The organism is Phytopseudomonas daroniae, assembly GCF_004327275.1.
GTDB classification, from domain to species: Bacteria; Pseudomonadota; Gammaproteobacteria; order Pseudomonadales; family Pseudomonadaceae; genus Aquipseudomonas; species Aquipseudomonas daroniae.
In genome coordinates, this window is record NZ_QJUJ01000007.1 from 127712 (window position 1) to 153935 (window position 26224).

At 61.8% G+C, this 26224-nt stretch carries 23 protein-coding genes; 11 read left to right on the top strand and 12 right to left on the bottom strand.

All coding sequences use genetic code 11. From position 1 onward, the window contains the following. Nucleotide 1 precedes the first annotated feature (1 nt). From DNK10_RS17080 to gloB, 5 genes are all read right to left on the bottom strand, one after another. On the bottom strand, nucleotides 2-1090 hold the full coding sequence (locus DNK10_RS17080) for a microcin C ABC transporter permease YejB (RefSeq protein ID WP_131192379.1): 1089 nt from the start codon (nucleotides 1088-1090) through the stop codon (nucleotides 2-4). Next, nucleotides 1091-2941, bottom strand: a complete 1851-nt coding sequence (locus tag DNK10_RS17085) for an extracellular solute-binding protein (RefSeq protein WP_131192380.1) — start codon at nucleotides 2939-2941, stop codon at nucleotides 1091-1093. Beyond that, complete coding sequence (locus DNK10_RS17090; RefSeq protein WP_131181727.1) at nucleotides 2938-4770, bottom strand: extracellular solute-binding protein; 1833 nt, start codon at nucleotides 4768-4770, stop codon at nucleotides 2938-2940. Before DNK10_RS17090 ends, DNK10_RS17085 begins: the two co-directional genes overlap by 4 nt. Before the next feature lie 107 nt (nucleotides 4771-4877). Next, the gene (locus tag DNK10_RS17095; RefSeq protein ID WP_131192381.1) at nucleotides 4878-6446 is read right to left on the bottom strand and encodes a lytic transglycosylase domain-containing protein; all 1569 of its coding nucleotides are present in this window, start codon (nucleotides 6444-6446) and stop codon (nucleotides 4878-4880) included. 100 nt (nucleotides 6447-6546) lie between these two features. After that, nucleotides 6547-7320 carry a hydroxyacylglutathione hydrolase gene (gloB, locus tag DNK10_RS17100; protein WP_131181770.1) on the bottom strand — a complete coding sequence of 258 codons (774 nt, stop codon included), beginning with the start codon at nucleotides 7318-7320 and terminating at the stop codon, nucleotides 6547-6549. A gap of 74 nt (nucleotides 7321-7394) precedes the next feature. On the opposite strand from gloB, the gene DNK10_RS17105 reads away from it, so the two are divergent. The 7 genes from DNK10_RS17105 (at nucleotide 7395) to nudC (ending at nucleotide 15302) form a co-directional block, all read left to right on the top strand. After that, entirely contained in the window at nucleotides 7395-8156 is a 762-nt protein-coding gene (locus DNK10_RS17105) for a class I SAM-dependent methyltransferase (protein WP_131181725.1), read from the top strand. A gap of 30 nt (nucleotides 8157-8186) precedes the next feature. Further along, nucleotides 8187-8639, top strand: a complete 453-nt coding sequence (gene rnhA / locus DNK10_RS17110; protein ID WP_131181724.1) for a ribonuclease HI — start codon at nucleotides 8187-8189, stop codon at nucleotides 8637-8639. Continuing rightward, nucleotides 8632-9375: a DNA polymerase III subunit epsilon gene (dnaQ, locus tag DNK10_RS17115; protein WP_131181723.1), complete on the top strand. Its 744-nt coding sequence runs from the start codon at nucleotides 8632-8634 to the stop codon at nucleotides 9373-9375. Before rnhA ends, dnaQ begins: the two co-directional genes overlap by 8 nt. A gap of 115 nt (nucleotides 9376-9490) precedes the next feature. Next, nucleotides 9491-11773, top strand: a complete 2283-nt coding sequence (locus tag DNK10_RS17120; protein WP_131192382.1) for an Orn/Lys/Arg family decarboxylase — start codon at nucleotides 9491-9493, stop codon at nucleotides 11771-11773. Nucleotides 11774-11962: 189 nt separating this feature from the next. Continuing rightward, nucleotides 11963-12775, top strand: a complete 813-nt coding sequence (locus DNK10_RS17125; RefSeq protein WP_131192383.1) for a crotonase/enoyl-CoA hydratase family protein — start codon at nucleotides 11963-11965, stop codon at nucleotides 12773-12775. Nucleotides 12776-12813: 38 nt separating this feature from the next. Further along, nucleotides 12814-14472 carry a FimL-related protein gene (locus tag DNK10_RS17130; RefSeq protein ID WP_131192384.1) on the top strand — a complete coding sequence of 553 codons (1659 nt, stop codon included), beginning with the start codon at nucleotides 12814-12816 and terminating at the stop codon, nucleotides 14470-14472. Then, on the top strand, nucleotides 14472-15302 hold the full coding sequence (gene nudC / locus DNK10_RS17135; protein WP_131192385.1) for an NAD(+) diphosphatase: 831 nt from the start codon (nucleotides 14472-14474) through the stop codon (nucleotides 15300-15302). The genes DNK10_RS17130 and nudC overlap by 1 nt, the downstream gene beginning before the upstream one ends. Here the strand turns inward: nudC and DNK10_RS17140 are convergent. Beyond that, nucleotides 15270-16055 carry a TSUP family transporter gene (locus DNK10_RS17140; RefSeq protein ID WP_131181718.1) on the bottom strand — a complete coding sequence of 262 codons (786 nt, stop codon included), beginning with the start codon at nucleotides 16053-16055 and terminating at the stop codon, nucleotides 15270-15272. The two genes, nudC and DNK10_RS17140, sit on opposite strands and share 33 nt — an antisense overlap. 98 nt (nucleotides 16056-16153) lie before the next feature. On the opposite strand from DNK10_RS17140, the gene DNK10_RS17145 reads away from it, so the two are divergent. After that, entirely contained in the window at nucleotides 16154-16801 is a 648-nt protein-coding gene (locus DNK10_RS17145) for a hypothetical protein (protein WP_131192386.1), read from the top strand. A 24-nt stretch (nucleotides 16802-16825) separates the two neighbouring features. On the opposite strand, the gene DNK10_RS17150 is transcribed toward DNK10_RS17145, so the two are convergent. The 4 genes from DNK10_RS17150 to DNK10_RS17165 all read right to left on the bottom strand — a co-directional run bounded on the left by DNK10_RS17150 (nucleotide 16826) and on the right by DNK10_RS17165 (nucleotide 19955). Beyond that, complete coding sequence (locus DNK10_RS17150) at nucleotides 16826-17593, bottom strand: SDR family oxidoreductase (protein ID WP_131181716.1); 768 nt, start codon at nucleotides 17591-17593, stop codon at nucleotides 16826-16828. A 27-nt stretch (nucleotides 17594-17620) separates the two neighbouring features. After that, nucleotides 17621-18688, bottom strand: coding sequence for a phosphotransferase family protein (locus DNK10_RS17155; protein ID WP_131192387.1), 1068 nt, complete (start codon nucleotides 18686-18688; stop codon nucleotides 17621-17623). Nucleotides 18689-18886: 198 nt separating this feature from the next. Continuing rightward, nucleotides 18887-19198, bottom strand: coding sequence for an SCP2 sterol-binding domain-containing protein (locus DNK10_RS17160; RefSeq protein ID WP_042552596.1), 312 nt, complete (start codon nucleotides 19196-19198; stop codon nucleotides 18887-18889). Between the two features lie 58 nt (nucleotides 19199-19256). Further along, complete coding sequence (locus DNK10_RS17165) at nucleotides 19257-19955, bottom strand: histidine phosphatase family protein (protein ID WP_131192388.1); 699 nt, start codon at nucleotides 19953-19955, stop codon at nucleotides 19257-19259. Between the two features lie 209 nt (nucleotides 19956-20164). On the opposite strand from DNK10_RS17165, the gene sohB reads away from it, so the two are divergent. The 3 genes from sohB to DNK10_RS17180 all read left to right on the top strand — a co-directional run bounded on the left by sohB (nucleotide 20165) and on the right by DNK10_RS17180 (nucleotide 23763). Then, nucleotides 20165-21184 carry a protease SohB gene (sohB, locus tag DNK10_RS17170; RefSeq protein WP_131181713.1) on the top strand — a complete coding sequence of 340 codons (1020 nt, stop codon included), beginning with the start codon at nucleotides 20165-20167 and terminating at the stop codon, nucleotides 21182-21184. A 37-nt stretch (nucleotides 21185-21221) separates the two neighbouring features. Beyond that, a complete protein-coding gene (locus DNK10_RS17175) occupies nucleotides 21222-22214 on the top strand; it encodes a YhdH/YhfP family quinone oxidoreductase (protein ID WP_131192389.1) in 993 nt (330 codons plus the stop codon). 124 nt (nucleotides 22215-22338) lie between these two features. Continuing rightward, a complete protein-coding gene (locus DNK10_RS17180) occupies nucleotides 22339-23763 on the top strand; it encodes an IS1182 family transposase (protein ID WP_131192390.1) in 1425 nt (474 codons plus the stop codon). A 128-nt stretch (nucleotides 23764-23891) separates the two neighbouring features. Here DNK10_RS17180 and DNK10_RS17185 read toward each other — a convergent pair whose 3' ends face one another. Together DNK10_RS17185 and DNK10_RS17190 are read right to left on the bottom strand one after the other, a co-directional pair. After that, nucleotides 23892-24389: a DUF934 domain-containing protein gene (locus tag DNK10_RS17185; RefSeq protein WP_131192391.1), complete on the bottom strand. Its 498-nt coding sequence runs from the start codon at nucleotides 24387-24389 to the stop codon at nucleotides 23892-23894. Next, nucleotides 24373-26031 (bottom strand): nitrite/sulfite reductase, encoded by a 1659-nt coding sequence (locus DNK10_RS17190; RefSeq protein WP_131192392.1) that lies wholly within the window; start codon nucleotides 26029-26031, stop codon nucleotides 24373-24375. The genes DNK10_RS17185 and DNK10_RS17190 overlap by 17 nt, the downstream gene beginning before the upstream one ends. Between the last annotated feature and the right edge of the window lie 193 nt (nucleotides 26032-26224).

Genomic DNA, 26224 nt, shown 5'->3' on the forward strand with positions numbered 1-26224 from the left:
GTCAGCCCTCCCTGCTTTCGAAGTCGATGCGCGGATCGACCAGGGTGTAGGTGATGTCGCCAATCAGTTTCACGACCAGCCCCAGCAAGGTGAAGATGAACAGGGTGCCGAAGACCACCGGATAGTCGCGGTTGATCGCCGCCTCGAAGCTCAGCAGACCGAGACCGTCGAGGGAGAAGATCACCTCGATCAGCAAGGATCCGGTGAAGAAGATGCCGATGAAGGCCGCCGGAAAGCCGGCGATGATCAGCAGCATGGCATTACGGAAAACGTGACCGTAGAGCACGCGGGTGTTGCTCAGGCCCTTGGCTCGGGCGGTGGTCACGTACTGTTTGTTGATCTCGTCGAGGAAGCTGTTCTTGGTCAGCAGGGTGAGGGTGGCGAAGTTGCCGATCACCAGGGCCGTCACCGGCAGTGCCAGGTGCCAGAAATAGTCGAACAGCTTGCCGCCGAAGCTCAGCTCGTCGAAGTTGCTCGAAGTCAGCCCGCGCAGCGGGAACCAGTCGTAATAGCTGCCGCCAGCGAACAGCACGATCAGCAGGATGGCAAACAGGAAAGCCGGTATCGCGTAACCGATGATGATCGCCGAACTGGTCCACACATCGAACGCGCTGCCATGCCGTGTCGCCTTGGCGATGCCCAGCGGAATGGACACCAGATACATGATCAACGTGCTCCATAATCCAAGGGAAATGGACACGGGCATCTTCTCCACGACCAGATCGATGACCTTGGCGTCGCGAAAGAAGCTTTCACCGAAATCCAGCTGGGCGTAGTTCTTGAGCATGATCCAGAAGCGTTCCGGCGCCGACTTGTCGAAGCCGTACATCTTCTCGATCTCGGCGATCAGCTCGGGGTCGAGACCCTGAGCGCCACGGTAATTGGAACCGGCCGCCGCTACCTCACCGCCACCGCCGCCGGATATACGCCCCGTGGCACCGCCAGAGGCAGCATCGAATCCTTCGAGTTTGGCGATCATCTGCTCGACCGGGCCGCCAGGGGCTGCCTGGATGATCACGAAGTTGATCACCAGAATGCCGAACAGGGTCGGAATGATCAGCAGCAGGCGCCGCAGGATATAAGCCAGCATTCAGCGTTCTTCCTGCTCGGTGGTGGGCTTCTCTTCAGGCGTTACCACTTCGCCGACCGGCTTTTCCTGCCACCAGGTCATCAGGCCGTAATCGTACAGTGGCGATTTCTCCGGGTGACCGAAGCGCTTCCAGTAGGCCACGCGGTAGGCGTCGACGTAATAGTTCGGCACCACGTAGTTGCCCCACAGCAGAACGCGATCCAGGGCGCGGGTGTGAGTGATCAGCGACTCGCGCGAGTCGGCGCGGATCAGGCCGTCGACCAGTTGATCGATGGCCGGATCGCGCAGGCCGATAAGGTTGCGGCTGCCCGGGTTGTCGGCGCTGCTGGAGTGCCAGAACTCGCGCTGCTCGTTGCCCGGTGAGCTGGATTGCGGCCAGATCGCCGAGGTCATGTCGAAATCCCGCGAACGCAGGCGGTTGATGTACTGGGAAACGTCGACGCGGCGAATCTGCAGGTCGATCCCCAGTTCCGCCAGGTTACGCTTGAACGGCAGAATCACCCGCTCCAGGTTGGCCTGGTGATTGAGAAACTCGAACGCCAGCTGGTTGCCATTGGCATCGACCATCTTGTCGTTCTCGATGCGATAGCCAGCCTCTGTGAGTAGCTGATACGCGCGACGGGCCTGGTCGCGGATGATGCCGCTGCCGTCGCTGACCGGCGTCTTGAAGGGCTCGGTGAATACCTGCTCGGGGATCTGCCCGCGTAGCGGCTCCAGCAGTTTCAGCTCCGCTTCGCTGGGCAGGCCGGTGGCGGCCATTTCCGAGTTCTCGAAGTAGCTGTGGGTGCGTTTGTAGGCGCCGTAGAACAGCTGCTTGTTAGCCCATTCGAAATCGAACAGCAGCGCGATGGCTTCACGCACGCGCGCATCCTGGAACAGTGGCTTGCGGGTATTGAAGACGAAGCCCTGCATGCCGGCCGGGTTGCGGTTGGGGAAGGCCTCCTGCACGAAGCGTCCGGCGCGCAGAGCCGGTGAGTTGTAGCCGGTGGCCCAGTCCTTGGCCGAGTACTCGAGGTTGACGTCGAACTGCCCGGCCTTGAACGCCTCGAGGGCGACCGCCATGTCGCGGAAGTACTCGACGCGAATTTCGTCGAAGTTGTATTGGCCACGGGCCACGGGCAGATCCTTGGCCCACCAGTCCTTGACCCGCTCGAAGCGAATCGAGCTGTTCGGCGAGAAACCGGCGATGCGGTAGGGGCCGCTACCCAGGGGGATTTCCAGGCCGCCGCGGGAGAAGTCGCGGCTGGCCCACCAGTGCTTGGGCAGCACAGCCAGCTGGCCGAGAATCAACGGCAGCTCGCGGTTGCCGGCATGCTTGAAGTTGAAGCGCACGGTGCGCTCGTTCTCGGCCACGACTTCTGCGACATCCGCGTAGTAGTGCCGGTACATGGGGTCGCCATGCTCGAGCAGGGTATTGAAGGTGAAGATCACGTCCTCGGCGGTGACGGGTTCACCATCGTTGAAGCGCGCCTTGGGATTGAGGAAAAAGCGCACATAGCTGTCGTCCGCACCCTTTTCGATTTTTTCGGCCAGCAACCCGTACTCGGTGAATGGCTCGTCCGGCGAATGGTAGGTCAGGGTGTCGTAGATCAGGCCCAGGCGATCCGCCGAGTTGCCCTTGGGGATGAACGGGTTGAAGCTGTCGAAGCCATTGAGGCCAGGCAGGCGCAGGATGCCACCCTTGGGCGCATCGGGGTTTACGTAGTCGAAGTGTTTGAAGTTGGCCGGGTACTTCGGCGGCTCGCCGTAAAGCGTCAACGCGTGTTGCGGGGCGGCCTGGGTCAGGCTGGCAAGGCCGAGCAGCAGCAGGGCGCTGCCGTGCATCAGGAATGAGCGCAGTGGACGCGTCATCGGGCGTTCTCCGTGGTTTTCAGCCACCAGGTGCGCAGACCCAGCGTGTAGGGCGGCGTGGTGACGAATGCAAAGCGGTTGCGGTACGCCAGGCGGTGATAGTCGATGTACCAGTTGGGAATGGTGTAGTACTGCCAGAGCATCACTCGATCCAGGGCGCGGGTGGCGGCCACCTGTTCGTCGCGGCTGCGGGCAGAGAGCAGCTTTTCGAGCAAGGCATCGACCACCGGGTCGTTGATGCCGGCGTAGTTCTTTCCGCCTTTGACGCTGGCCTGGCTGGAATGGAAGTACAGCGACTGCTCCAGGCCCGGGCTGAGGGTTTGCGGCAGGGTCAGCAATATCATGTCGAATTCGAACTGATCCAGACGTTGCTTGTACTGGGCGCGATCCACCGTTCTCAGGTTGGCCTGTATGCCGATGCTCGCGAGGTTTTCGGTGAAGGGTTGAAGAATGCGCTCGAGATTGGGATTGACCAGCAATATCTCGAAGCGCAGCGCCTGTCCCTTGTCGTTCAGCAAGCGCTGGCCAGAGGGCTTCCAGCCTGCATCGGCCAGTAGACCGAGAGCGCGGCGCAAGGTTTCCCGGGGGATGCCACGGCCGTCGGTGACCGGCATCTGGAATGGCTCGGTGAACAGCTGGGGCGGTAGCTGGGCACGAAAGGGCGACAGCAGCAGCCACTCCGCGCCCTCCGGTTTGCCCTTGGCGGAGAATTCGCTGTTGGGGTAATAGCTGGCGGCGCGGGTGTAGGAGCTGTTGAAGAGGGTGCGGTTGGTCCACTCGAAATCGAACATCAGGCCCAGGGCTTCGCGAACGCGTACATCCTCGAAGGTGCCGCGGCGCATGTTCATGAACAGCGCCTGAGTCTGGGTGGGAATCTGATGAGGGATCTCCGCGCGAACCACGTCACCGCGGGTGGCCGCAGGAAAGCGGTAGTTGTTGGCCCAGTTCTTCGCCTGCTGCTCTATATAGAGGTCGAATTCCCCGGCCTTGAAGGCTTCGAAGGCGACGTGGCTATCGCGGTAGAAGTCCACTTCGACCCGATCGAAGTTGTACTTGCCACGGTTGACCGGCAGCGATGCCCCCCACCAGTCATCGACCCGTTCGAAGCTCAGGCTGCGCCCCGGGTTGACCCGGGTTATGCGATAGGGGCCACTGCCCAGTGGCGGCTCGAAGGTGGTGGCCTTGAAGTCACGATCCTTCCAGTAATGCTGCGGAAGTACCGGTAATTCGCCCAGACGCAGGATCAGCAGCGGATTGTTCGAGCGCTTGAGGACGAAGCGCACGCGGTGGCGATTGAGGATATCGACCCGCTGCACTTCCTGCAGGTTGGTACGGTACTGCGGGTGACCTTCCTTGAGCAGCAGCCGGTAGGAGAAAGCCACATCGTAGGCGGTGATCGGCTTGCCGTCATGAAAGCGTGCCTCTGGGCGCAGGTTGAACACCACCCAGCTGCGATCCTCGCTGTATTCGACGGAACGGGCAATCAGTCCGTAGCTGGAGGCAGGTTCGTCGCCGGAAGGATCGTATTGTCCGGTACCGACCATCAGCGGCTCGTTCAGCTCGTTGACGCCGTACTGCAGAAAGTTGGCCGTGGCGACCGGGCTGGTGCCCTTGAAGGTATAGGGGTTGAGTGTGTCGAAGCTGCCGGAGGCCATGATCCGCAGGGTGCCGCCTTTGGGCGCCTCCGGGTTGACCCAGTCGAAGTGGGTAAAGCTGGCGGGATACTTGAGCGTGCCGAACTGCGCATAGCCATGGCTTTCGCTGAGCGTTGCCAGGGCCGGGAAGCTGGTGGCCAGGCCGAAAATCAGCGAGAGGAGAGGGCGTCTCAAGTGCAATATCCGATCCGGGGCGGCAAAGGTTTCCGTACAGTAACAGCTTGTCTGTACAGGAAAAAGGCCGGCCCCGGCCACTTGCATCAAGTGTGTTGCAATGGACTTCAGTTAGGCAGGCGCAGGGTCAGTACCTGGCCCGGCTTGAGTGCCTTGCCGGTGCGTGGATTCCAGCTCTGCAGGTTCTTCATCTGCACGTTGAAGCGCTTGGCGATCAGGTGCAGCGAATCGCCTTTGCGCACCTTGTAGTAGGTCACGTCATCACGCTCCAGCTGAGCGATGGCCTGGGTAGCCGCCGTGCCCGTACCCTGCAGCTTGAGATTCTGACCGATCCGCAGAGCATTGCCCTTGAGCGCATTCCAGCGCTGGATTTCGCTGACAGAGACATTGTGCGCCTTGGCGATTTGCCACAGGTTGTCGCCCTTACGCACCTGATAGTTACGCGATGCGGATGCGACGGCGGTGTTGGTGGTGCGCTGCGGCGTCGAGTCCGGCACCGGCTGCCCCATGGCCGGCAGGCTGAGGTGCTGGCCGATTCGCAAGGTATTGCCAGCGAGCTGGTTGAGCTCCTTGATGCTGGCGACGCTCAGTTCGTAGCGCTTGGCGATGCCGTGCAGGTTATCGCCCGGGCGCACCACGTATTCCTGCCAGTTCTGCAGATCCTGAGGTTTGAGGGTCGACAGGTTGGCGGTCAGCAGTTCGACCTTCTCGGTCGGCACCAGCAGATGCTGCGGGCCGTCGACGGTGATGCGTTTCTTGAAGGCCGGATTGAGCAGGTAGAGTTCGTCTTCGTCCACTTCCGCGAGCGCGGCGATACGCGACAGATCCATGCGCTGCTTGAGCTCAACTTCTTCGAAATAGGGCTCGTTGGCGATCGGGCTCAGGCTCACGCCGTAGGCGTCGGGCGCCATGATCACCTGGGACAGGGCGAGCAGCTTGGGAACGTAATTCTGGGTTTCCTGGGGTAGCGACAGGTTCCAGTAATCGGTCGGCAGACCGAGTTTCTGGTTGCGCTCGATGGCGCGGCTGACCCGACCTTCACCGGCGTTATAGGCTGCCAGCGCGAGGAGCCAGTCGCCGTTGAACATCTCGTGCAGGCGGGCCAGGTAATTCATGGCGGCCTGGGTGGATGCGGTGACGTCACGACGACCGTCGTACCAACTGGTCTGACGCAAATTGAAGTGGCGCCCCGTGGACGGGATGAACTGCCACAGGCCCACGGCATTGGCCGACGAATAGGCGAAGGGGTTGTAAGCGCTTTCGATCATCGGCAGCAGTGCCAGCTCCATCGGCATGTTGCGTTCTTGCAGACGCTCGACGATGTAGTGGATGTACGGGTTGCTGCGTTCGCCGGACTTTTCGACGAAGGACGGGTTGCTGGCGAACCACAGGCGTTGCTGCTCGATACGCGGATTGACGCCGATGTTGTCTTGCAACTGGTAGCCCGCGCGCACCCGCTCCCAGACGTCCTTGGGTTGTTCGGCCTGCACCGGCCCATTGATCCACAGCGGTTCGTGCGGCGCTTTGCTGCTCAAGTCGACCGCGATGCCTGCGTCAACGGTCTGTTGATCCAGGCTTTGGCAGCCGCTGAGAACGGCAAGGATGGCCACGGCAAGCGCCGGGTAGCGCAAGGCCAATACCTTTGAATTCAATGAGTTGCAAGGCTGCGAAGGCATTGGTTGGTGGGGGCGTCCTGGATCGAAAGTCGGGGGATTCTAGAAACCGATCCAGGGGTGGTCAAGTTTTGATCAGAGTTTTTGCGGCCCAGTCGGCGCTTCAGAAGTGATCCTTCCAGGCACGTAGAGCTGCGAATACCTCGGCCTCGTCGTCTATCGTGCGCCCCTCGCGGCTGGCGATCATTTCTTTGACCGATGTTTCGGCGCCACGCAGAAACGGGTTGGTGGCGCGCTCCAGTTGTAGCTGCGAAGGCAGACTGATACGGCCTTGCTCGCGCCATTCGGTGACCTGTCGCAGGCGCTCGGCGATAGCCGGGTTCTCAGGTTCGACGGCCTGGGCGAAGCGCAGGTTGCTCAGGGTGTATTCGTGGGCGCAGTAAACAAGGGTATTGTCCGGCAGCGCGGCGAGGCGTTGCAGCGAGTGGTGCATCTGCGCGGGTGTGCCCTCGAACAGTCGACCGCAACCAGCGGCGAACAGGGTGTCGCCACTGAACAGCCAGTGATGATCGTCCTGGTAGAAAGCGATATGGCCGAGGGTATGGCCCGGTACGTCGATCACCTGCAGGGGCAGGCCAAGTACCTCTATACGCTCGCCATCGACCAGCGCCTGATCGCGGGCGGGGATGTTCTCTTTAGCCGGGCCATAGACGCGAGCACCGGTCTCGCGGCGCAACTGTTCGACGCCACCGACATGGTCGGGGTGGTGGTGGGTGATGAGAATGTCGCTCAACGTCCAGTCGGGATGTGCCTGCAGCCAGGCCTGCACAGGCGCCGCGTCACCGGGGTCGACTACGGCGACACGTTTGCGCTGCTCATCCTGCAACAGCCAGATGTAATTGTCTGAAAATGCGCTCAGGGCTTCGATCTTGATCATCAGGTGGTCGCCAAGCTGGGGACAAAGGTGCATCTTAGGTGTCATTGTTGAAGATGGCTACGCAGGTATTTCCCATGAGCGACAATCCTTTTGCCCAGGCGGACGCCGATTGGCTCCAGCTAATCGGTGCTGCCCGACAGTGGTTCACCAGCCCGTTGGGGCGTCTGCTGCTGGAACAGGAGCAACGCCTGCTGGATGAAGAGCTGGAACGCTTCTTCGGCGGCTATCTGGTGCATTACGGCCCTTGTGCCGAAACCTCTATCGAGACCCGGCAGATTCAACGCAGCGTGCGCCTTGGCGCGCCCTTCGAGGGGGTCGAGATCGTTTGCGAGGAACAGTCCTGGCCGCTGGTCGAGCATGCAGCCGATGTGGTGGTGCTGCAGCACGGCCTGGACTTCTGCCAGTCGCCCCATGGCCTGTTGCGGGAAGCCGCGCGCAGCGTGCGCCCGGGCGGGCATCTGCTGGTGGTTGGCATCAACCCGCTGAGTGCCTGGGGGGTACGCCATCTGTTCGCCCATGACATCCTTCACGACGCACGCTGCATCGCCCCCGGGCGTCTTGGCGACTGGCTCAACCTGCTCGGCTTCGCGCTGGAGAAACGGCGCTTCGGATGTTATCGTCCGCCGCTTGCTTCCGCTGCCTGGCAGGCTCGGCTGGGGCCCCTGGAACGCTGGGGCGGCGCCTGGCAGTCGCCGGGTGGCGGTTTTTACGTATTGGTGGCGCGCAAGCTGGTGGTCGGCCTGCGTCCACTGCGCCAGTCCCGTCGCGAACCGATGGGCAAGCTGGTGCCCATGCCGGTAGCCAAGGTCAGCCGTCGCGATAGCGAAGCGTCCTGAGCCGGCAACATCGATAGATAAAGGCGCTGCATGTCCGAACAAGTTGAGCTTTACACCGACGGTGCCTGCAAGGGCAATCCTGGCGTCGGTGGCTGGGGCGCATTACTGGTATTCCAGGGTGTGGAGAAGGAGTTGTGGGGCGGTGAGGCCGTGACCACCAACAACCGCATGGAGCTGATGGGCGCGATTCGCGGCCTGGCCGAACTGAAACGCCCCTGTGACGTGCGCCTGGTCACCGACTCGCAGTACGTCATGAAGGGGATCCAGGAATGGATGCCCAACTGGAAGAAGCGTGGCTGGAAAACCGCCGCGAAAGAACCCGTGAAGAATGCCGACCTGTGGCAGCAACTGGACGAGCAGGTCAGCCGACACAACGTGACCTGGCAATGGGTGCGCGGCCATATCGGCCACCCCGGCAATGAGCGAGCGGATCAACTGGCCAACCGCGGCGTCGAAGACATCAGGAGCATGAAGCGTGCGTAGAGTCGTACTGGATACTGAAACCACCGGTATGCCGGTGAGCGATGGCCACCGGGTCATCGAGATCGGCTGCGTCGAAGTCGAGGGCCGTCGCCTGACCGGGCGCCATTTCCACGTGTACCTGCAGCCGGATCGTGACATCGACGAAGGCGCCATCGCGGTTCACGGTATCACCAGCGAAGACCTCAAGGACAAGCCGCGCTTCAAGGAAGTCGCCGACGAGTTCTACGAGTTCATCAAAGGCGCACAACTGATCATCCACAACGCGCCGTTCGACGTGGGCTTTCTCAACAATGAGTTCGCCCTGATCGGTCAGCACGAGCGGGCGGATCTCGCTTCCTACTGCGACGTGCTCGATAGCCTGCAGATGGCCCGCGAGCGTCATCCGGGTCAGCGCAACAGCCTCGATGCGCTGTGCAAGCGCTACGGCGTAGACAACTCTGGCCGTGAACTGCACGGCGCCTTGCTCGACTCGGAGATTCTCGCCGACGTCTACCTGGCGATGACCGGTGGGCAGACCAATCTGTCCCTGGCGGGCGATGGCTCGGAGGGCGACGGCAATGGTCGTCAGCAGCCGACGCCGATTCGCCGTTTGCCGGCCGATCGGGCACGAGGCGCAGTGATCGCCGCCAGTGCCGAAGACCTGGCGGCGCATGCCGCGCGCCTGGCCGCGATCGAGAAATCCGCTGGCGCCCCGGCGTTGTGGGCGCAGCTGGAACAGGGCACTTCCGCCTCCTGAGCAGCGAATTGCGACCTTTTCGTATAGCTCCGCCTGCGAGGGGTTCCGTCCTTTCCGGCGAGCCTCTACCCTGAGGACACAGCGGGCCAATCCCGTATGACCTCAGGTGTAGCTGATGTACAAAGACCTCAAGTTCCCCGTACTCATCGTTCATCGTGATATCAAGGCCGATACCGTGGCCGGTGAGCGGGTACGAGCCATCGCCCAGGAACTGGAACAGGACGGTTTCACCATCCTCTCCACCGCCAGCTCGGCGGAAGGGCATATCGTCGCCTCGACCCATCATGGCCTGGCCTGTATCCTGGTCGCTGCCGAGGGTGCCGGGGAAAATCGCCATTTGCTTCAGGATATGGTCGAGCTGATTCGCATCGCCCGCCGGCGTGCGCCGCAACTGCCGATCTTCGCGTTGGGCGAGCAGGTCACCATCGAGAACGCGCCGGCCGAAGCCATGGCCGACCTCAACCAGTTGCGCGGCATCCTCTATCTGTTCGAGGACACCGTGCCGTTTCTGGCCCGACAGGTGGCACGGGCCGCACGTAATTACCTCGACGGCCTGCTGCCGCCATTCTTCAAGGCGCTGGTGCAGCACACCTCACAGTCCAATTACTCCTGGCATACACCGGGCCACGGCGGTGGCGTGGCCTATCGCAAGAGCCCGGTAGGGCAGGCATTCCACCAGTTCTTCGGTGAGAACACCCTGCGTTCCGACCTTTCGGTATCGGTGCCCGAACTGGGCTCGCTGCTCGACCACACCGGCCCGCTGGCCGCCGCCGAGGAGCGCGCTGCGCGCAATTTCGGCGCCGACCACACCTACTTCGTGATCAATGGCACCTCGACCGCCAACAAGATCGTCTGGCATTCGATGGTCGGCCGCGACGACCTGGTGCTGGTGGATCGTAACTGCCACAAGTCGATCCTCCACGCGATCATCATGACCGGCGCCATTCCGCTGTACCTGTCCCCGGAACGCAACGAGCTGGGTATCATCGGGCCGATTCCGCTGAGCGAGTTCTCCCGCGAGTCGATCCAGGCCAAGATCGATGCCAGCCCCCTGGCGCGCGGTCGTGAGCCCAAGGTCAAGCTGGCGGTAGTGACCAACTCGACCTACGACGGGCTGTGCTACAACGCCGAGCTGATCAAACGTACCCTCGGCGATTCGGTAGAAGTCCTGCATTTCGACGAAGCCTGGTACGCCTACGCCGCCTTCCACGAGTTCTACGCCGGCCGTTACGGCATGGGCACCACCCGTGAGGCGGGTGGCCCCATGGTGTTCACCACCCATTCGACTCACAAGCTGCTGGCGGCCTTCAGCCAGGCGTCGATGATTCACGTGCAGGAGGGGGGCGTGTGCAACGGCGCGGGCACCGGCGTGCGCAAGCTCGACCGTGACCGCTTCAACGAAGCGTTCATGATGCATATCTCCACTTCGCCGCAGTACGGCATCATCGCCTCGCTGGACGTGGCTTCGGCGATGATGGAGGGGCCGGCGGGGCGTTCGTTGATCCAGGAAACCTTCGACGAAGCCCTGAGTTTCCGCCGCGCGCTGGCCAATCTCGGCCAGAGTCTGAGCTGCGAGGACTGGTGGTTCAGCATCTGGCAGCCACCGCAGACCGAAGGTGCCGACGACGTGTCGACGCCGGACTGGCTGCTGCAGCCAGAGGCCGACTGGCATGGTTTCGGCGATGTGGCCGAGGACTACGTGCTGCTCGACCCGATCAAGGTGACCCTGGTGATGCCCGGCCTGACCGCAGGCGGACGCCTCGATGAGCGCGGTATTCCCGCGGCGGTGGTCAGCAAATTCCTTTGGGAGCGCGGCCTGGTGGTCGAGAAGACTGGCCTGTACTCGTTCCTGGTGCTGTTCTCCATGGGTATCACCAAGGGCAAGTGGAGCACGTTGCTGACCGAGTTGCTGGAATTCAAGCGCAGCTATGACGCCAACCTGCCACTGAACGCCGTATTGCCCTCCATCGCCCGTGAAGGCTCTGGCCGCTATCAGGGCATGGGCCTGCGCGACCTGTGCGATGCCCTGCATGACTGCTACCGGGAAAATGCTACGGCCAAATCGCTCAAGCGCATGTACACGGTGCTGCCACAGATCGCCCTGAAGCCGGCCGACGCCTATAACCAACTGGTACGTGGCGAGGTGGAAGAAGTGCTGGTCGATGAGGTGCAGGGGCGCATCGCGGCGGTGATGCTGGTGCCTTACCCGCCGGGCATCCCCCTGATCATGCCGGGCGAGCGCTTCACCACGGAAACCCGCTCGATCATCGACTATCTGCGCTTCGCCCAGGCCTTCGAACAGCGCTTTCCAGGCTTCGATGCCGACGTGCACGGGCTGCAGCGTCACGAGGGCGAGCAGGGCAGCTATTACACGGTGGATTGCATCGTCGAGGGGTGAACCCGGTTACAGGCGTCATGTTGGAACATTCGCTTGGGCGAGGCGTGCTGCACGTCACACCCGGCGTGATCGACTTTCAGGCGCTGCTTGCTATAGTTGCGCGGTTGTAAGCAGCTGCCGCCACGGGGGCGTTTGAGCCGCCATAAGAAGACTCCTAGCGCACAGCGCTTCTTGCCGAGGATGACCGCCATGTCCGAGTACCAGGCTTTTCGTGTCGAGTTGGTGGACAAGGTCGCCCATGTGGTGATCAACCGTCCGGACAAGATCAATGCCATGAACGCTGCGTTCTGGACGGAAATCATCGAGATCTTCCGCTGGGTCGACGAGACGGATGAGATCAGGGCTGTGGTGCTGTCCGGCGCCGGGCGACACTTTTCCTCGGGTATCGACCTCAGCCTGCTGGCGCAGGTCGGTACTCAGCTGGGCAAGGACGTGGGGCGCAACGCACAGACGCTGCGGCGCAAGATTCTCGAACTGCAGGCCTCGTTCAAGGCCGTCGATCAGTGCCGCAAGCCGGTGCTGGCGGCCATTCATGGTTATTGCCTGGGGGGCGCCATCGACCTGGTGTCGGCCTGCGACATGCGTTATTGCGCCGAGGATGCCCAGTTCGCCATCAAGGAGATCGATATCGGCATGGCCGCCGATGTCGGCACCTTGCAGCGTCTGCCGCGCATCATCGGCGACGGCATGCTTCGCGAACTGGCGTTCACTGGCCGTACCGTCTGCGCCGCAGAGGCCCGTGAGATCGGTCTGGTCAATCAGGTGTTCAGCGATTTCGATGTACTGCTCGCTGGCGTGATGGACATTGCTCGGGTGATCGCCGCAAAATCTCCGGTTGCCGTGCGCGGCACCAAGGAAATGATCCGCTATATGCGCGATCATCGCGTCGACGACGGGCTCGAGTACGTCGCGACCTGGAATGCCGCCATGCTGCAATCCGCCGATCTGCGTGTGGCCATGGCGGCCCACATGAGTAAGCAGAACCCCGAGTTCGCTGATTGATTGCGGCTTTATCACCTGTGCGGGAGGCACAATAGCGAATGGTTTCTGGAGCATCGTCACTGGGGCTGGTTCGCGACGAACTGTTCGCCACGATCGAAGAGGCCGAAGCGAGCCTCGAGCAGTTTATCGTCGAGCGCAATAATGGCGGCTTGCTGCAGCAAGCCGTGGACAATCTTCAACAGGTGCGCGGCACGCTCAACCTGATTGAACTCACCGGTGCCGAGTTGCTCGCCCAGGAAGTGCTCGATCAGGCCACCGATATTCCCGCAGGCGTGGGTTCGGAGCGTGACATCCAGTTGGCGGCGCTGAGCAATGCTCTGCACGTGCTGCGCCGTTACCTCGAAAGCCTGGACGTGCATCGCCAGGAAATGCCCGAACTGCTGCTGCCGGCGATCAATGATCTGCGCCAGGCCTGCAAGCAGCCGCCATTGCCGGAAAGTTTCTTCTTCAGCGTACGACTCGATCAGACCAGGCCGCGCATGATCCCGCCGGCTCTGGACGCAGCCGCCAAGGAAAATGAAGGTCGCCGCCTGCGACAGATGTACCAGGTGGGGCTGCTTGGCTTCATTCGCGAACAGAATCCCGCAGCCAGCATGAAGCTGATGGGGCGGGCGATGAAGCGTCTTGACGGGCTGTTCGCCAACGAGCCGCGTGGTCGTCTGTGCTGGCTGAGTGCGGCGGCCCTCGAGGCGCAGAACGATGGCCAGCTATTGCCGCGTAAATCGCGCAAGCAACTGTTCTCGCGGATCGACCGGGAATTGCGACAGATGCTCGTCAATGGCGCGTACGAGCCGCCACGCAGCCTGCTCAAGGAATTGTTGTATCTGGTGGCACTATCCGGTGGCCGAGGGGCGCTGGCTGGTGAGGTACGCGAGTTGTTCGGTATCAACGCGCTGCCGTTCACCGATCACCTGCTGGAAGAGGAGTATCAGCGTCTCTCCGGGCCCGGCAAGGCCGTGATGCGTTCGCTGAGCTCGGCCATTCGCGAGGAGTTGGCCAGCGTCAAGGATCTGCTCGATCTGATCGAACGCGGCACCTTGCAGGAGGATGGATTGACCAGCCTGCATGCTCTGCTGGGCAAGCTGAGCAAGACGCTGGCCATGGTCGGCCTGAGCTCTGCCGGCAACTCCCTGGCCAACCAGTTGCCCACTGTCGCCGGCTGGTGCAAGGGCGCTGCGGCCGAGCCAGATGAGTTGATCACCCTGGCGGATGCCGTGCTCTATGTCGAAGGCATGGTCGCGACGCTCGAGCGTGGCGAACGAGTGACCACGCCACGCCCGGAGCCGGAGACTTGCACCTTCGCTCAGCATCAGCTCTTCGAAGCGCGAGTCGTGGTGCTGGACGAAGCACGAGCCGGCCTGGCCCTGGCCAAGCGTGCGATCACCGCTTACCTCGAAGCGGCTGGCGATCGCATGCACCTGTCCAACGTGCCATTCAGCCTGCAGGCGGTGCGTGGCGGCCTGTGGTTTCTCGGCCAGGAGCGTGCGGCGGCGTTGGTCGGCGCCTGTGCTGACTATATCCAGACGCAGATGCTCGATGCCGAGCAGATGCCTGCCGAGGCCCGCCTGGAAGTGCTCGCCGATGCACTGAGCAGCCTTGAATATTACCTGGAGGCCGATACCGAGCTGGCACAGCCGAGCGTGCTGGATCTGGCCGCCGAGAGCGTGCGCGCCCTGGGCCTAGAGGTGGCGGCCTGATGCCCCAACGCTGGTTGCCCGAGCTGCTCGATAGTCGGCAGCCTGGCGGCCTGGTGCTGGCTCACCACCGCCAGCATTTTCTGGCCGATGCCAATGGCCTGCTGTTTCCCCGAGACTGGTTGAAGAATCAGGGGCTGCCGGTGATTGCCGAGCATGGCCTGGGGCAATTCCGTGGCGAGCCGCTCTATCTTCTGGAACTGGAGCACAAGGCCGAGCTGCCGGGATGCAGTTGGCAGGGCCTGCGCCAGGTCATGCTGGAAGGTGATGCCGAGCTGTTCCAGATGCTTGGCTATGCAGCACAGATCGGCACCTGGGCCAGTGACAACCGTTTCTGCGGTGGCTGTGCCACTGCGATGGAAGCGGTCGCTGGCGAGCGCGCGATGCATTGCCCGCGCTGTAATCTGCGCCAATACCCGCGTTTGTCGCCGAGCATGATCGTGTTGGTCACCCGTGGCGACGAGGTTCTCCTGGCCCGCTCACCGCGCTTCGTCACCGGTGTCTACAGCACCCTGGCCGGCTTCGTCGAGCCCGGCGAGTCGGTGGAGCAGTGCGTCGCGCGGGAAGTGCGCGAAGAAGTGGGCGTGGAGGTTTGCGACATCGAGTACCAGGGCAGCCAGAACTGGCCGTTTCCGCACTCTCTGATGCTGGGCTTCCATGCCCGCTATGCCGGTGGTGAGATCGTCAGGCAGGAAGAGGAGATCGAAGACGCGCGCTGGTTCTCCATACACGAGTTGCCGCCTCTGCCCGCGTCTCGATCCATCGCCCGTTACCTGATCGATCTCTATGTGGCGCGCCGCTTAGGCGCCAGTGAACCAGTGCTGCCAGACTAGCCGCGTAGTCAGCCCCAAGACCACCAGGATGAACACCGGGCGGATGAACTTCGAGCCACCGCCAATCGCCGTGCGCGCGCCAAGGAAGGCGCCGCCCATCAGCGAAAAGCCCATGCACAGCCCCAGTACCCAGGCCACCTGGCCGGCCGCGATAAACACCGCCAGCGCGCAGGCATTACTGATGAAGTTCATCGAGCGTGCCACGCCACTCGCGCGAACCAGATCCAGCGGGTACAGCAGCAGCGTGCTGACCGTCCAGAATGCGCCGGTTCCGGGGCCCGCCACGCCATCGTAAAACCCCAGACTGAGGCTTTGCGGCCACTGACGCTTCCTGGCGATAGGCAAATCGGCATCCAGCGGTGCGCTGGGCGTTTTTCCGAACAGCAGATAGAGACCGCAAGCGAAGACCACCACCGGCAGCATCTGGTTGAGCCATTCGGCAGGCATCCAGTGCACCAGTACGGCCCCGGTAATGGCACCAATGGCGGTGCCGATCATTGCGTTGCGCCACTTGGCCGGGGCGAACAGCTTGCGCCGATAGAAGGCGTATCCCGCGGTGCCGGAGCCGAACGTAGCGCAGAGTTTGCTGGTGCCCAGTACCAGGTGCGGTGGCAGGCCGGTGGTGAGCAGGGCAGGAATGGTCAGCAGGCCGCCGCCCCCGGCGATGGCGTCGATGAAGCCGGCGATGAAGGCGACCAGGGCGAGCAGTAGCAGCGTCGTGGGGTCGACGGCCATTTCGAAGGGGAAAGACATAAAAGGCGACCTGTATCCGATTGTGCGGTGTCGGCGCTATTCGCAGAGGAAAGCGCTGCGCATAATGCCGACATTTTCATGCACAAGGAATTGATTCCATGCAGTACAACGGTCTCGCCTGGGTGACGGCTCTGCTGGCGTTGCTGGTGGTCTTCGTCGCGTTACGTATCCTGTTCGGCGGCCGCTGGTTTCTGGCCTGGCTGCGTGGCACCTGTGGCCTGGTTTTTCTTGGCGTGGCCGTGTTGGTCGGGTTGCTGGCCTATGACCTCAGCCGTTACGAGCCATGGCCTGCCGACAAGCCACTGCTGATCCTGAGTTTCCATCGCACAGGCAACCTCTACCAAGTCGATATCCGCGAGGACGGCGCCGAACGCAGCGTCACCCTGGAGGGCGATCTGTGGCAGCTGGATGTACGTCTGTTGCAATGGAAGGGACTGGCGGAGCTGATCGGCCTGCAGCCGGGCTATCGCCTGGAAAGGCTCAATAGCCGCTTCCTGGCCATCGAGCAGCAAGCCCAGGCCCGTTACACCCAGGTGGAGCTGACCCAGAGCCTGTATGGCGTCGATCTGTGGCGCTGGCTGCGCCTGAGTCAGCGCGATCTGTTCATGTTCGACGCCCAGGCCCGTCGAGTGACTTATCTACCGATGGCTGACGAAGCGGTGTTCAACATCAGCCTGACGCCCACCGGCTTGCTGGCCCAGCCGATGAACCAGGCCGCTCACAAGGCGCTGCAGGATTGGCAGTGAGGCGCTGAGCCTCACACGCCGTTCTCAGGACAGGAAGCCGCCGTCGACATTCAGCGATACGCCGGTGGTGTAGCTTGACGCATCGCTGGCCAGATACAGCACCGCGCCTGCCATTTCGCTTGGGTCAGCCACCCGCTTGAGCGGAATGCGTTGCAGGGCGAAGTTGAGGATCGCCTCGTTCTTGGTCAGTGCCGACGCGAAGCGGGTATCGGTGAGGCCCGGGAGCAGGGCATTGCAGCGGATGCCGAACTGCGCGCATTCCTTGGCGAACACTTTGGTCATGCTGATCACCGCGGCCTTGGTGACCGAGTAGATGCCCTGGAACTCGCCAGGCGATACGCCATTGATCGACGCCACGTTGATGATGCTGCCGCCGCCACTTTCCTTCATCAGTTTGCCGCCCTCGATGGACATGAAGTAGTAGCCGCGGATATTCACGTCGACGGTTTTCTGGAAGGCACCGAGGTCGGTATCCAGCACGTTGCAGAACTGCGGGTTGGTGGCAGCGTTATTGACCAGAATGTCGAGGCGACCGAAGCGCTCGCGAATCTGGGCGAATACCGCCTGGATCTGCTCCATCTCACCGATATGGCAGGCCATCGCTACGGCCTTGCCGCCTTTGGCATTGATGGCGTCTGCCACGGCCTGGCAACCGTCCAGCTTGCGGCTGGCGACGATCACCTGGGCGCCTTGCTGGGCCAGCAGATGAGCGATTGCTTCACCGATCCCGCGGCTGGCACCGGAAACGAAGGCAATCTTGCCATCGAGGTCGAACAACTGGGTCTTGGACATGGCATGAGCCTCTTGGAATGGGTGGCGTCAAAGTGACGAGCGAGCGATGACCCCCAAGGCCATCTGTTCCAGCAATGCGTTCATCTGCACGAAGGAGGCGAAGCGTTTGTCGGCGGTCTGACCGTGGTAGTAGCGGTAATAGATCTGCTGGACGATTCCGGCGAGGCGGAACAGGCCGTAGAGGTAATAGAAGTCGAAGCACTGGATCTCGATTCCAGCCCGCTCGGCGTAGTAATCGACGAAGGCCTGGCGGGTCAGCATGCCGGGGGCATTGCTCGGTTGGCGGCGCATCATCTGCACTGCAGGTGGATCGCCTGCCTCGATCCAGTAGGCCAGCGTGTTGCCCAGATCCATCAGCGGATCGCCAAGCGTGGTGAGCTCCCAATCGAGCACGCCGATGATGCGCATGGGGTCGCCCGGATCGAGGATCACATTGTCGAAGCGGTAGTCGTTGTGCACGATTGCCCGGCGCGGGTGGTCGGCCGGCATCTTCTCCCGCAACCAGGTTCTGACTTCCTGCCAGAGCGGTGCATCCGGCGTGCGGGCGTTATCGTAGCGCTCGCTCCAACCGCTGATCTGACGCGCGACGTAGCCCTCCGGTTTGCCAAGGTCAGCGAGGCCACAGCTGTCGTAATCGACCTGGTGCAGCTCTACCAGCCGGTCGATGAAACTCTTGCACAGGGTAGTCGTCTGCGCGGACGTAAGCTTCAGTTCGGCGGGCAGATCGGCGCGCAGGATGATGCCCTCGACCCGTTCCATGACGTAGAACTCGGCGCCGATTACCGACGGGTCGGTGCAATGCACGAAGGCTTGCGGACAATAGGGGAATACGTCCCTCAGCTTGTTGAGGATGCGGAATTCGCGGCCCATGTCATGGGCGGATTTCGCCTTGCTGCCAAACGGCGGGCGACGCAGCACCAGCTCCTGATCGGCATAGCGCAGCAGATAGGTGAGGTTCGAGGCCCCGCCGGGAAACTGGCTGATCTGCGGTTCGCCGCTCAAGCCGGCGATATGGGCCTTGAGATAGGCATCGATGGCGCGGGCGTCGAGCTCCTCGCCCTGGCGAATGGCGCTGGATCGGTCGGTAAGTGTCATCCCTATCCCTTTTTAGTTGTCGTTGGCGGTGATGATCTGGCCAATCTAATCAGCCCGGCCCTGGGCTACAAGCAGATCGTCCGCTTATCGACATCGTTGTTGGTGGCGGATCAAGGCCGCTGATACGCCGTCGGCAGGCGAAAAAAAACCGGAATCGCAAGACTCCGGTTTTGGCTGTTGAATCCGTCCGCGTCGTTCTCAGACCGGGAACAGTTCGCTCAGCTTGAGCGCCAGCATCATGTCGCCTTCGGCGCGCAGCTTGCCGGCCATGAACGCCTGCATGCCATCGGTTTCACCGGTGGTGATGCCTTTGAAGGTTTCCTTGTCCATGATCAGCGTGACGTTGGCATCCGGGCTGTCGCCCTGTTTGACGTCACAGGTGCCGTCCTTGACGATCAGATAGTGGTTGTCGGCATCTTCGATGTTGAACTGGAAGACCAGATCCAGGCCCTCGGCGGCGCTGGGGTTGAACTTGGCCTGCATGGTTTGGACGATGTCTGCGACGCTCATGGTGGTTTCCTTTGTTTTCAGGTTGTTCTGCACCCTCACGGGTACCGTTTGCCGAGGCTCAGCGATAAGTGATGAGCGACGGCGTATTCAACAGCTGCAGATGGGCGTGACTGTTGAACGAAGCCAGGGTCACCCGCTCGCCCTGAAACTTCAGGCAGCTTAGCGAGGTGTTGGCGATTTGCCAGTTCATTGCAAAGGCGCTGGCGACCGGCATGCCGGTCAGCAGGTGCAGCAAAGCCGTGATGGTGCCGCCGGAGGTGAACACGGCGATCTGCTCTCTGGACGTTGCCCGAGCGAGCAGGCGCTCCAGGCCACCGCCCACCTGGTCGAGAAAAGCCTGCCAGCTCTGCAGTGCCGGGGCGTCGTAGTCGCCACCGACCCAGGTCTCCAGCAGGCGCACGAACAAGCGCTGGAATTCGGCACGGTTGTGCGCCGCGTTACGCATGATTTCGACGGCTTTCGGTTCATGGGCCTGCAGGGCCGGGAGCAGGGTGCGGATGACCCCTTCGGCATCGAACTCGTCGAATGCAGGATCGGCTTCCAGCGCGGGGGCTTCGTCCAGTTGCTCCAGTACCAGGCGGCCGGTATGGGATTGCCTGAGCAGGCTGCCGCTGATGGCGCGATCGAGATGTAGGCCGGTTTGCGCCAGGTGACTGCCGAGCAGTCTGGACTGGCGTTCGCCCAAGGGCGAGAGAACGTCGTAATCCTCTGCACCGAACGAAGCCTGGCCATGTCGAATCAGGTAGATGCTGCCCACGTCCGCTGCAACCCTGGAACCTTGAATGTTTGGCGAGGGTAGGAGGGTTGGCCTGAGGCTGTCAACGAAAAATCATACGTTTGTTTGAATTCGTCAGGACGCGCCCGTCGAAAGCCGTGAACCTATCTGGCCGTGGTCAGGCGCCGCCGGTATGCTTGGGCAACGCAAGGCCTCTACGGGAGGCCATCGATTGGAAATAGGGGAAATGTGTGGAGTTTCTTGCTGATTACGCAGGGTTTCTGGCCAAGACGGTAACCCTGGTGGTGGCCATCATCGTCGTTCTGGTTGCGCTTGTTGCCATACGCAGCCGTGGCCGCCGCAGCGGTGGCCAATTGCAGGTGACCAAACTCAACGATTTCTACAAGGCGCTGCGTCAGCGCCTCGAGCAGTCGATTCTGGACAAGGATCAACTCAAGGCGTTGAGCAAAGAGGAAGCCAAGTCGGCCAAGCAGGCGAAGAAGAAGCCGCAACAGAAGTCCCGGGTCTATGTGCTGGACTTCGACGGTGACATCAAGGCTTCGGCTACCGATGGTCTGCGTCATGAGATCACTGCGCTGCTGAGCCTGGCCACACCTCAGGATGAAGTGGTGCTGCGCCTGGAAAGTGGTGGCGGCATGGTGCACAGCTACGGGCTGGCCTCCTCGCAGCTGGCGCGCATCCGCCAGGCCGGTGTGCCGCTGACGGTGTGCATCGACAAGGTCGCGGCCAGCGGCGGCTACATGATGGCCTGCATCGGCGAGAAGATCATTTCCGCGCCGTTCGCCATCCTCGGTTCGATCGGCGTGGTGGCCCAACTGCCCAACGTCAATCGTCTGCTGAAGAAGCACGATATCGATTTCGAGGTACTGACCGCCGGTGAGTACAAGCGTACCCTGACGATTTTCGGCGAGAACACCGAGAAGGGGCGGGAAAAATTCCAGGAAGACCTGGAAACCACCCACGAGTTGTTCAAGAACTTCGTTGCCCGTTATCGCCCGCAACTGGAGATAGACGAGATCGCCACTGGCGAGGTGTGGCTGGGCATGGCGGCGCTGGAGAAACAGCTGGTCGATGAACTGAAGACCAGCGATGAATACCTGGCCGAGCGTGCCCGTGAGGCCGATCTGTTCCAGTTGCACTTCGTGCAGAAGAAATCCCTGCAGGAACGTGTCGGTCTGGCTGCCAGTGTGGCGCTGGATCGCTTTGCCCTGACCTGGCTGAGCCGTCTCGGTCAGCAGCGTTTCTGGTAACCCGCACCTTCCGCCGCGGCGGATGAAGGAGGTTTGGATGACGAGTTTTTTCGCTCTGCAGGCAGCGCCTGACGCAGGTGGCACCTTTGAACAGCAGGTGGTCGAGCGCAATATTGCCGATTTGCCCGCGGGCGAGCTGCTGATCCGCGTTCAGTACTCTTCTCTCAACTTCAAGGATGCGCTATCGGCCAGTGGCCAGCGCGGTGTCAGCCGTCATTACCCGCATACGCCTGGCATCGATGCAGCCGGCGTGGTCGAGCATTCCAGTGCTGCCGAGTTCAGCGAGGGGGATGAGGTGATCGTCACGGGTTACGACCTGGGCATGAACACCGCCGGCGGTTTCGGTCAGTACATCCGCATTCCGGCGGGGTGGGCGATCAAGCGGCCTCAGGGGCTGTCGCTGCGCGAAGCGATGATTCTCGGTACGGCGGGTCTGACCGCTGCGTTGTGTGTCGACAAGCTGGAGCGCGTCGGGCTTTCTCCGGATGATGGCCCGGTGCTGGTGACCGGTGCGACAGGCGGCGTTGGCAGCATCGCCGTGATGTTGCTGAGCTCCCTGGGTTACCAGGTGGCTGCCGCGACCGGCAAGGCGAAACAGGCCGATCTGCTGACCCGCTTGGGCGCCAGACAGATCGTTCCACGTCTCGAGTTGCAGAGCGGTTCCGAGCGGCCCTTGCTCAGGGAACAATGGGCTGCTGCGGTGGATACGGTCGGCGGTGAGATTCTCTTCAACGTGCTCAAGTCCACCCGATATGGCGGTAGCGTCGCCTGCTGTGGGTTGACTGCTGGCGTCGAGTTCCAGGCCAGCGTGCTTCCGTTCATCCTGCGGGGCGTGAATCTGCTGGGTGTCGATTCGGTCGAGCTGCCGCTGGTGGTCAAGGCGTCGATGTGGGACAAGCTGTCGCTGCAATGGAAATTACCGAATCTCGATGATCTGGTAACCGAGGTTGGCCTGGCAGAGTTGCCCGAGGCGATCACTCGAATTCTGCAGGGTGGGCAGGTCGGGCGGGTGTTGGTCAGGCTGGATTAACGTCTGCGTGGCCCTGAGTGAGCTGCATGAAAAAGCCCCGCCAATTCAGACTGTGTGAAAACCTAGCAGTCTGAAGGCGAGTTGAAGACAATGCCTCTATCGGTTGATAGGGGCATTGTCGTTTATGGGCTATATCCAGGGCGAAGGTCGCGAGCAAAGCAGCCTGTTTCCGGTCACGCTGGAGGAGCTGATCTCAGAGGATCATCTGGTTCGGGTGATCGAAGCCTATGTGGCGAGGCTGGATCTTCAGGCGTTGGGCTTTAGCAAAGCCAAGGCCCATCGCACTGGACGTCCTGGCTATGACCCGGCCGATCTGCTCAAGCTTTACCTGTATGGTTATTTTCAGCGTATTCGTTCATCGCGCCGTCTGGAGGCTGAGTGTCAGCGCAATGTTGAAGTGATGTGGCTGCTGTGCCGGCTGGCGCCGGACTTCAAGACCATCGCCGATTTTCGCAAGGACAACGGTGCAGCGTTCCAGGCGACTTGCCGGGCTTTCGTGCAGTTCTGCCGCCAGGTTGGGTTGATCACCGGAAACCTGGTCGCCATCGATGGCAGCAAGTTTCAGGCCGTGGCCTCGGCACGCAAGCAGATCAGCCTCAAAAGGCTCAAGGAACAGCAGCAGCGCCTGGAGCAACATATCGCCCGCTACCTGGCCGAGCTCGACAGTAACGATGCACAAGAGAGCCAGGCACCGGTTGATCGTACGGCGGTCAAGTATGCGTTGCAGCAACTACAAGATCGGCACGCGAACAACCTGAGCGCCCAGGCGTTGATGGAGGCTCAGGGGCTGGAGCAGTTCGTGGTGGGCGAGGCGGATGCCAAGCTCATGCACCATCCGACCCAGAAGGCTTGTGTAGCCTACAACGTGCAAACCGCCGTGGATGCCGAGCACGCGTTGATTTTGCACCATGAGGTGACTCACGCGGGCTCGGATCAGCAGCAGCTCGAGCCGATGGCCAAGGCCGCCAAAGCGGTGTTGCAGCAGGATGAACTGGCAGTTACCGCTGACGCCGGTTACTCCAACGGTGCTCAGTTTCAGGCCTGCGAAGACGCAGGCATCACCGCTTTCGTGCCGCCCAATCGCACGGTGAACAGCCAGGGCGATGGGCAATGTTTTGATCGCCGTGCTTTCCGCTACGACGAGTCAAGCGATTGTTATCAATGCCCCGCCGGTAAGCTGCTGTCACTCAAGCAGTACAACCGTGGTGATCGAGTCTACGCGGCTCAGGTCGAGGACTGCACCCATTGTCCATTAAAGACGCAATGCACCCGGGCCAATAGGCGCCTGTTGACGCGTCACGCCCACGAGGCCTCCTTTGAGCGCATGGCGCATCGCATGAGCGAACATCCCGAGATGATGAGCAGGCGCCGCAGCATCGTCGAACACCCCTTTGGCAATCTCAAACAGTGGCTAATGGGCAACGGCCGCTTCCTGATGCGTCACTTCAGTGGAGCGCGTGCGGAAATGTCACTGGCGGTGCAGGCTTACAACCTCAAGCGAGCCATCAAGGTGCTGGGGGCGCGCCGGATGATCGAGCTGCTCGCCTGAAAAGCCCGGTGGCGACCTTCTGAATCGCACAAAAGAAAACGCCCCGAACGATGTCAGGGCGTTTGCCGGGGGCCAATATCTACATCAGCGGGTTTTCACACGCTCTGAATTGGCGGGGCTTTTGCTTTTCAGGCGCGGCGTCTGAACAGGGGGTCAGGCTGGTCGCTGGAGGCCTGATACACCTCGGCGAACTCCTCGAAGGCTTTCAGCGCGTCTTCGGGATCCTTGTCTTCGCGCAGGGCGAAGGCATCGAAACCGCAGCGCTTGAGCGCCCACAGCTGGTCGCGCAACACGTCGCCAATGGCGCGCAGCTCGCCCTTGAAGCCGTAGCGGGTGCGCAGCAGATAGGCGGAGGAGGAGTGGCGACCGTCGGTGAAGGCCGGGAAATTCAGGGCGATGACCTGAAAGTCGTCCAGCGAATCGACGATGGATTCGATCTCTTCCTCGGCATCCAGCCATACGCCCAGGCCACCATCGCGAGCTTTCAGCGCGTTGCCATGCTCCAGCCAGAGCGCCAGTGGGACGATCAGGTCGTCGCAGTTGGACAGCTCTTCGAAGGTGGTTTCCTTCGGCAGCAGGTGCCAGCTTTCGTCGACGATCTGGCCGTTCTTAATGATTCGCTGCATATACGCGCTCCTTGAACGGGGCGACACCGATACGGCGGAAGGTGTCGAGGAAACTCTCTTCTTCGGTGCGTTGTTCGACGTAGACGTTGACGATCTTGTCGATCACGTCCGGCATGTCGTCCTGAGCGAAGGATGGGCCGAGGATCTGGGCCAGGCTGGCGTCACGACCCGAGCTGCCGCCAAGGGACACCTGGTAGAACTCCTGGCCTTTCTTGTCCACGCCGAGGATGCCGATGTGGCCCACGTGGTGGTGGCCACAGGCATTCATGCAACCGGAGATATTGAGGTCGATGTTGCCGATGTCGAACAGGTAGTCGAGGTTGTCGAAGCGACGCTGGATGGCTTCGGCGACCGGAATCGACTTGGCGTTGGCCAGGGAGCAGAAGTCGCCACCCGGGCAGCAGATGATATCGGTCAGCAGGCCCACGTTCGGTGTGGCGAAGCCCTGCTCGCGCAATTCGCCCCACAGGGTGAACAACTGCTCTTGCTCGACATCGGCGAGGATGATGTTCTGGTTGTGGCTGTTGCGCACCTCGCCGAAGCTGTAGCGGTCGGCCAGCTCGGCGATGGCGTCGAGCTGCTTGTCGGTCACGTCACCCGGCGCTACGCCAGTTGGCTTGAGCGACAGCGTTACGGCGACATAACCCGGTTTCTTGTGGGCGAAGGTATTACGCTCGCGCCAGCGGGCGAAGCCTGGGTGCTCGTTGTCGAGCCCGGCGAGGAGGGCGTCCTGATCCTGCAGCGCCTTGTAGGCCGGATCGACGAAGTGAGCGGCGACGCGCGCCACTTCTTCATCGGTCAGGGTGGTCGGGCCGTCTTTCAGGTGTGCCCACTCGGCATTCACACGTTCGGCGAACACCTCGGGGGTCAGCGCCTTGACCAGGATCTTGATGCGCGCCTTGTACTTGTTGTCACGACGGCCATAGCGGTTGTACACGCGCAGGATGGCGTCGAGGTAGCTGATCAGGTGCTTCCAGGGCAGGAATTCATTGATGAAGCTGCCGACGATCGGGGTGCGGCCCAGGCCGCCACCGACCGATACGCGGAAACCCAGTTCGCCGTCGTCGTTGTTCACCGCTTCCAGGCCGATGTCGTGCACCTCGATGGCGGCACGGTCGCCGACCGCGCCGTTGACGGCAATCTTGAACTTGCGCGGCAGATGGCTGAATTCCGGGTGGAAGGTCGACCACTGACGGATGATCTCGCACCAGGGGCGCGGATCGATTAGCTCGTCCTTGGCGACACCTGCGAACTGGTCGGTGGTGGTGTTGCGGATGCAGTTGCCGCTGGTCTGGATCGCGTGCATCTGCACGGTGGCCAATTCGGCGAGAATCTCCGGAACGTCTTCCAGCTCGGGCCAGTTGAACTGGACGTTCTGACGGGTGCTGATGTGGGCATAGCCCTTGTCGTAATCGCGGGCGATCTGCGCCAGTTTGCGAACCTGAGCGGACGACAGCAGGCCGTAAGGGACGGCGATGCGCAGCATGGGCGCGAAACGCTGAATGTACAGACCGTTCTGCAGGCGCAGCGGACGGAATTCTTCACCGCTCAGTTCGCCACTGAGATACCGGCGGGTTTGATCGCGGAACTGCTTGACGCGGTCCTCGACGATTTGTTGGTCGTACTGGTCGTAAACGTACATGGAGAATCCTGTTATCAGGCTGCTTGCCAGATCGGTGAAAGGCTACTGCGCGCAGCTGTGCGGTATGGAAGTCAGCGTCGAGACGGTTGACCGCTCGTTTACTGAGTTCGTCCCTGGCTAGCCGACGCTCGCAACGTTCTCGATGATCTGTTACAGCAAATCTGCGCGCACGGCCGCGCACTCCAGGCGGAGC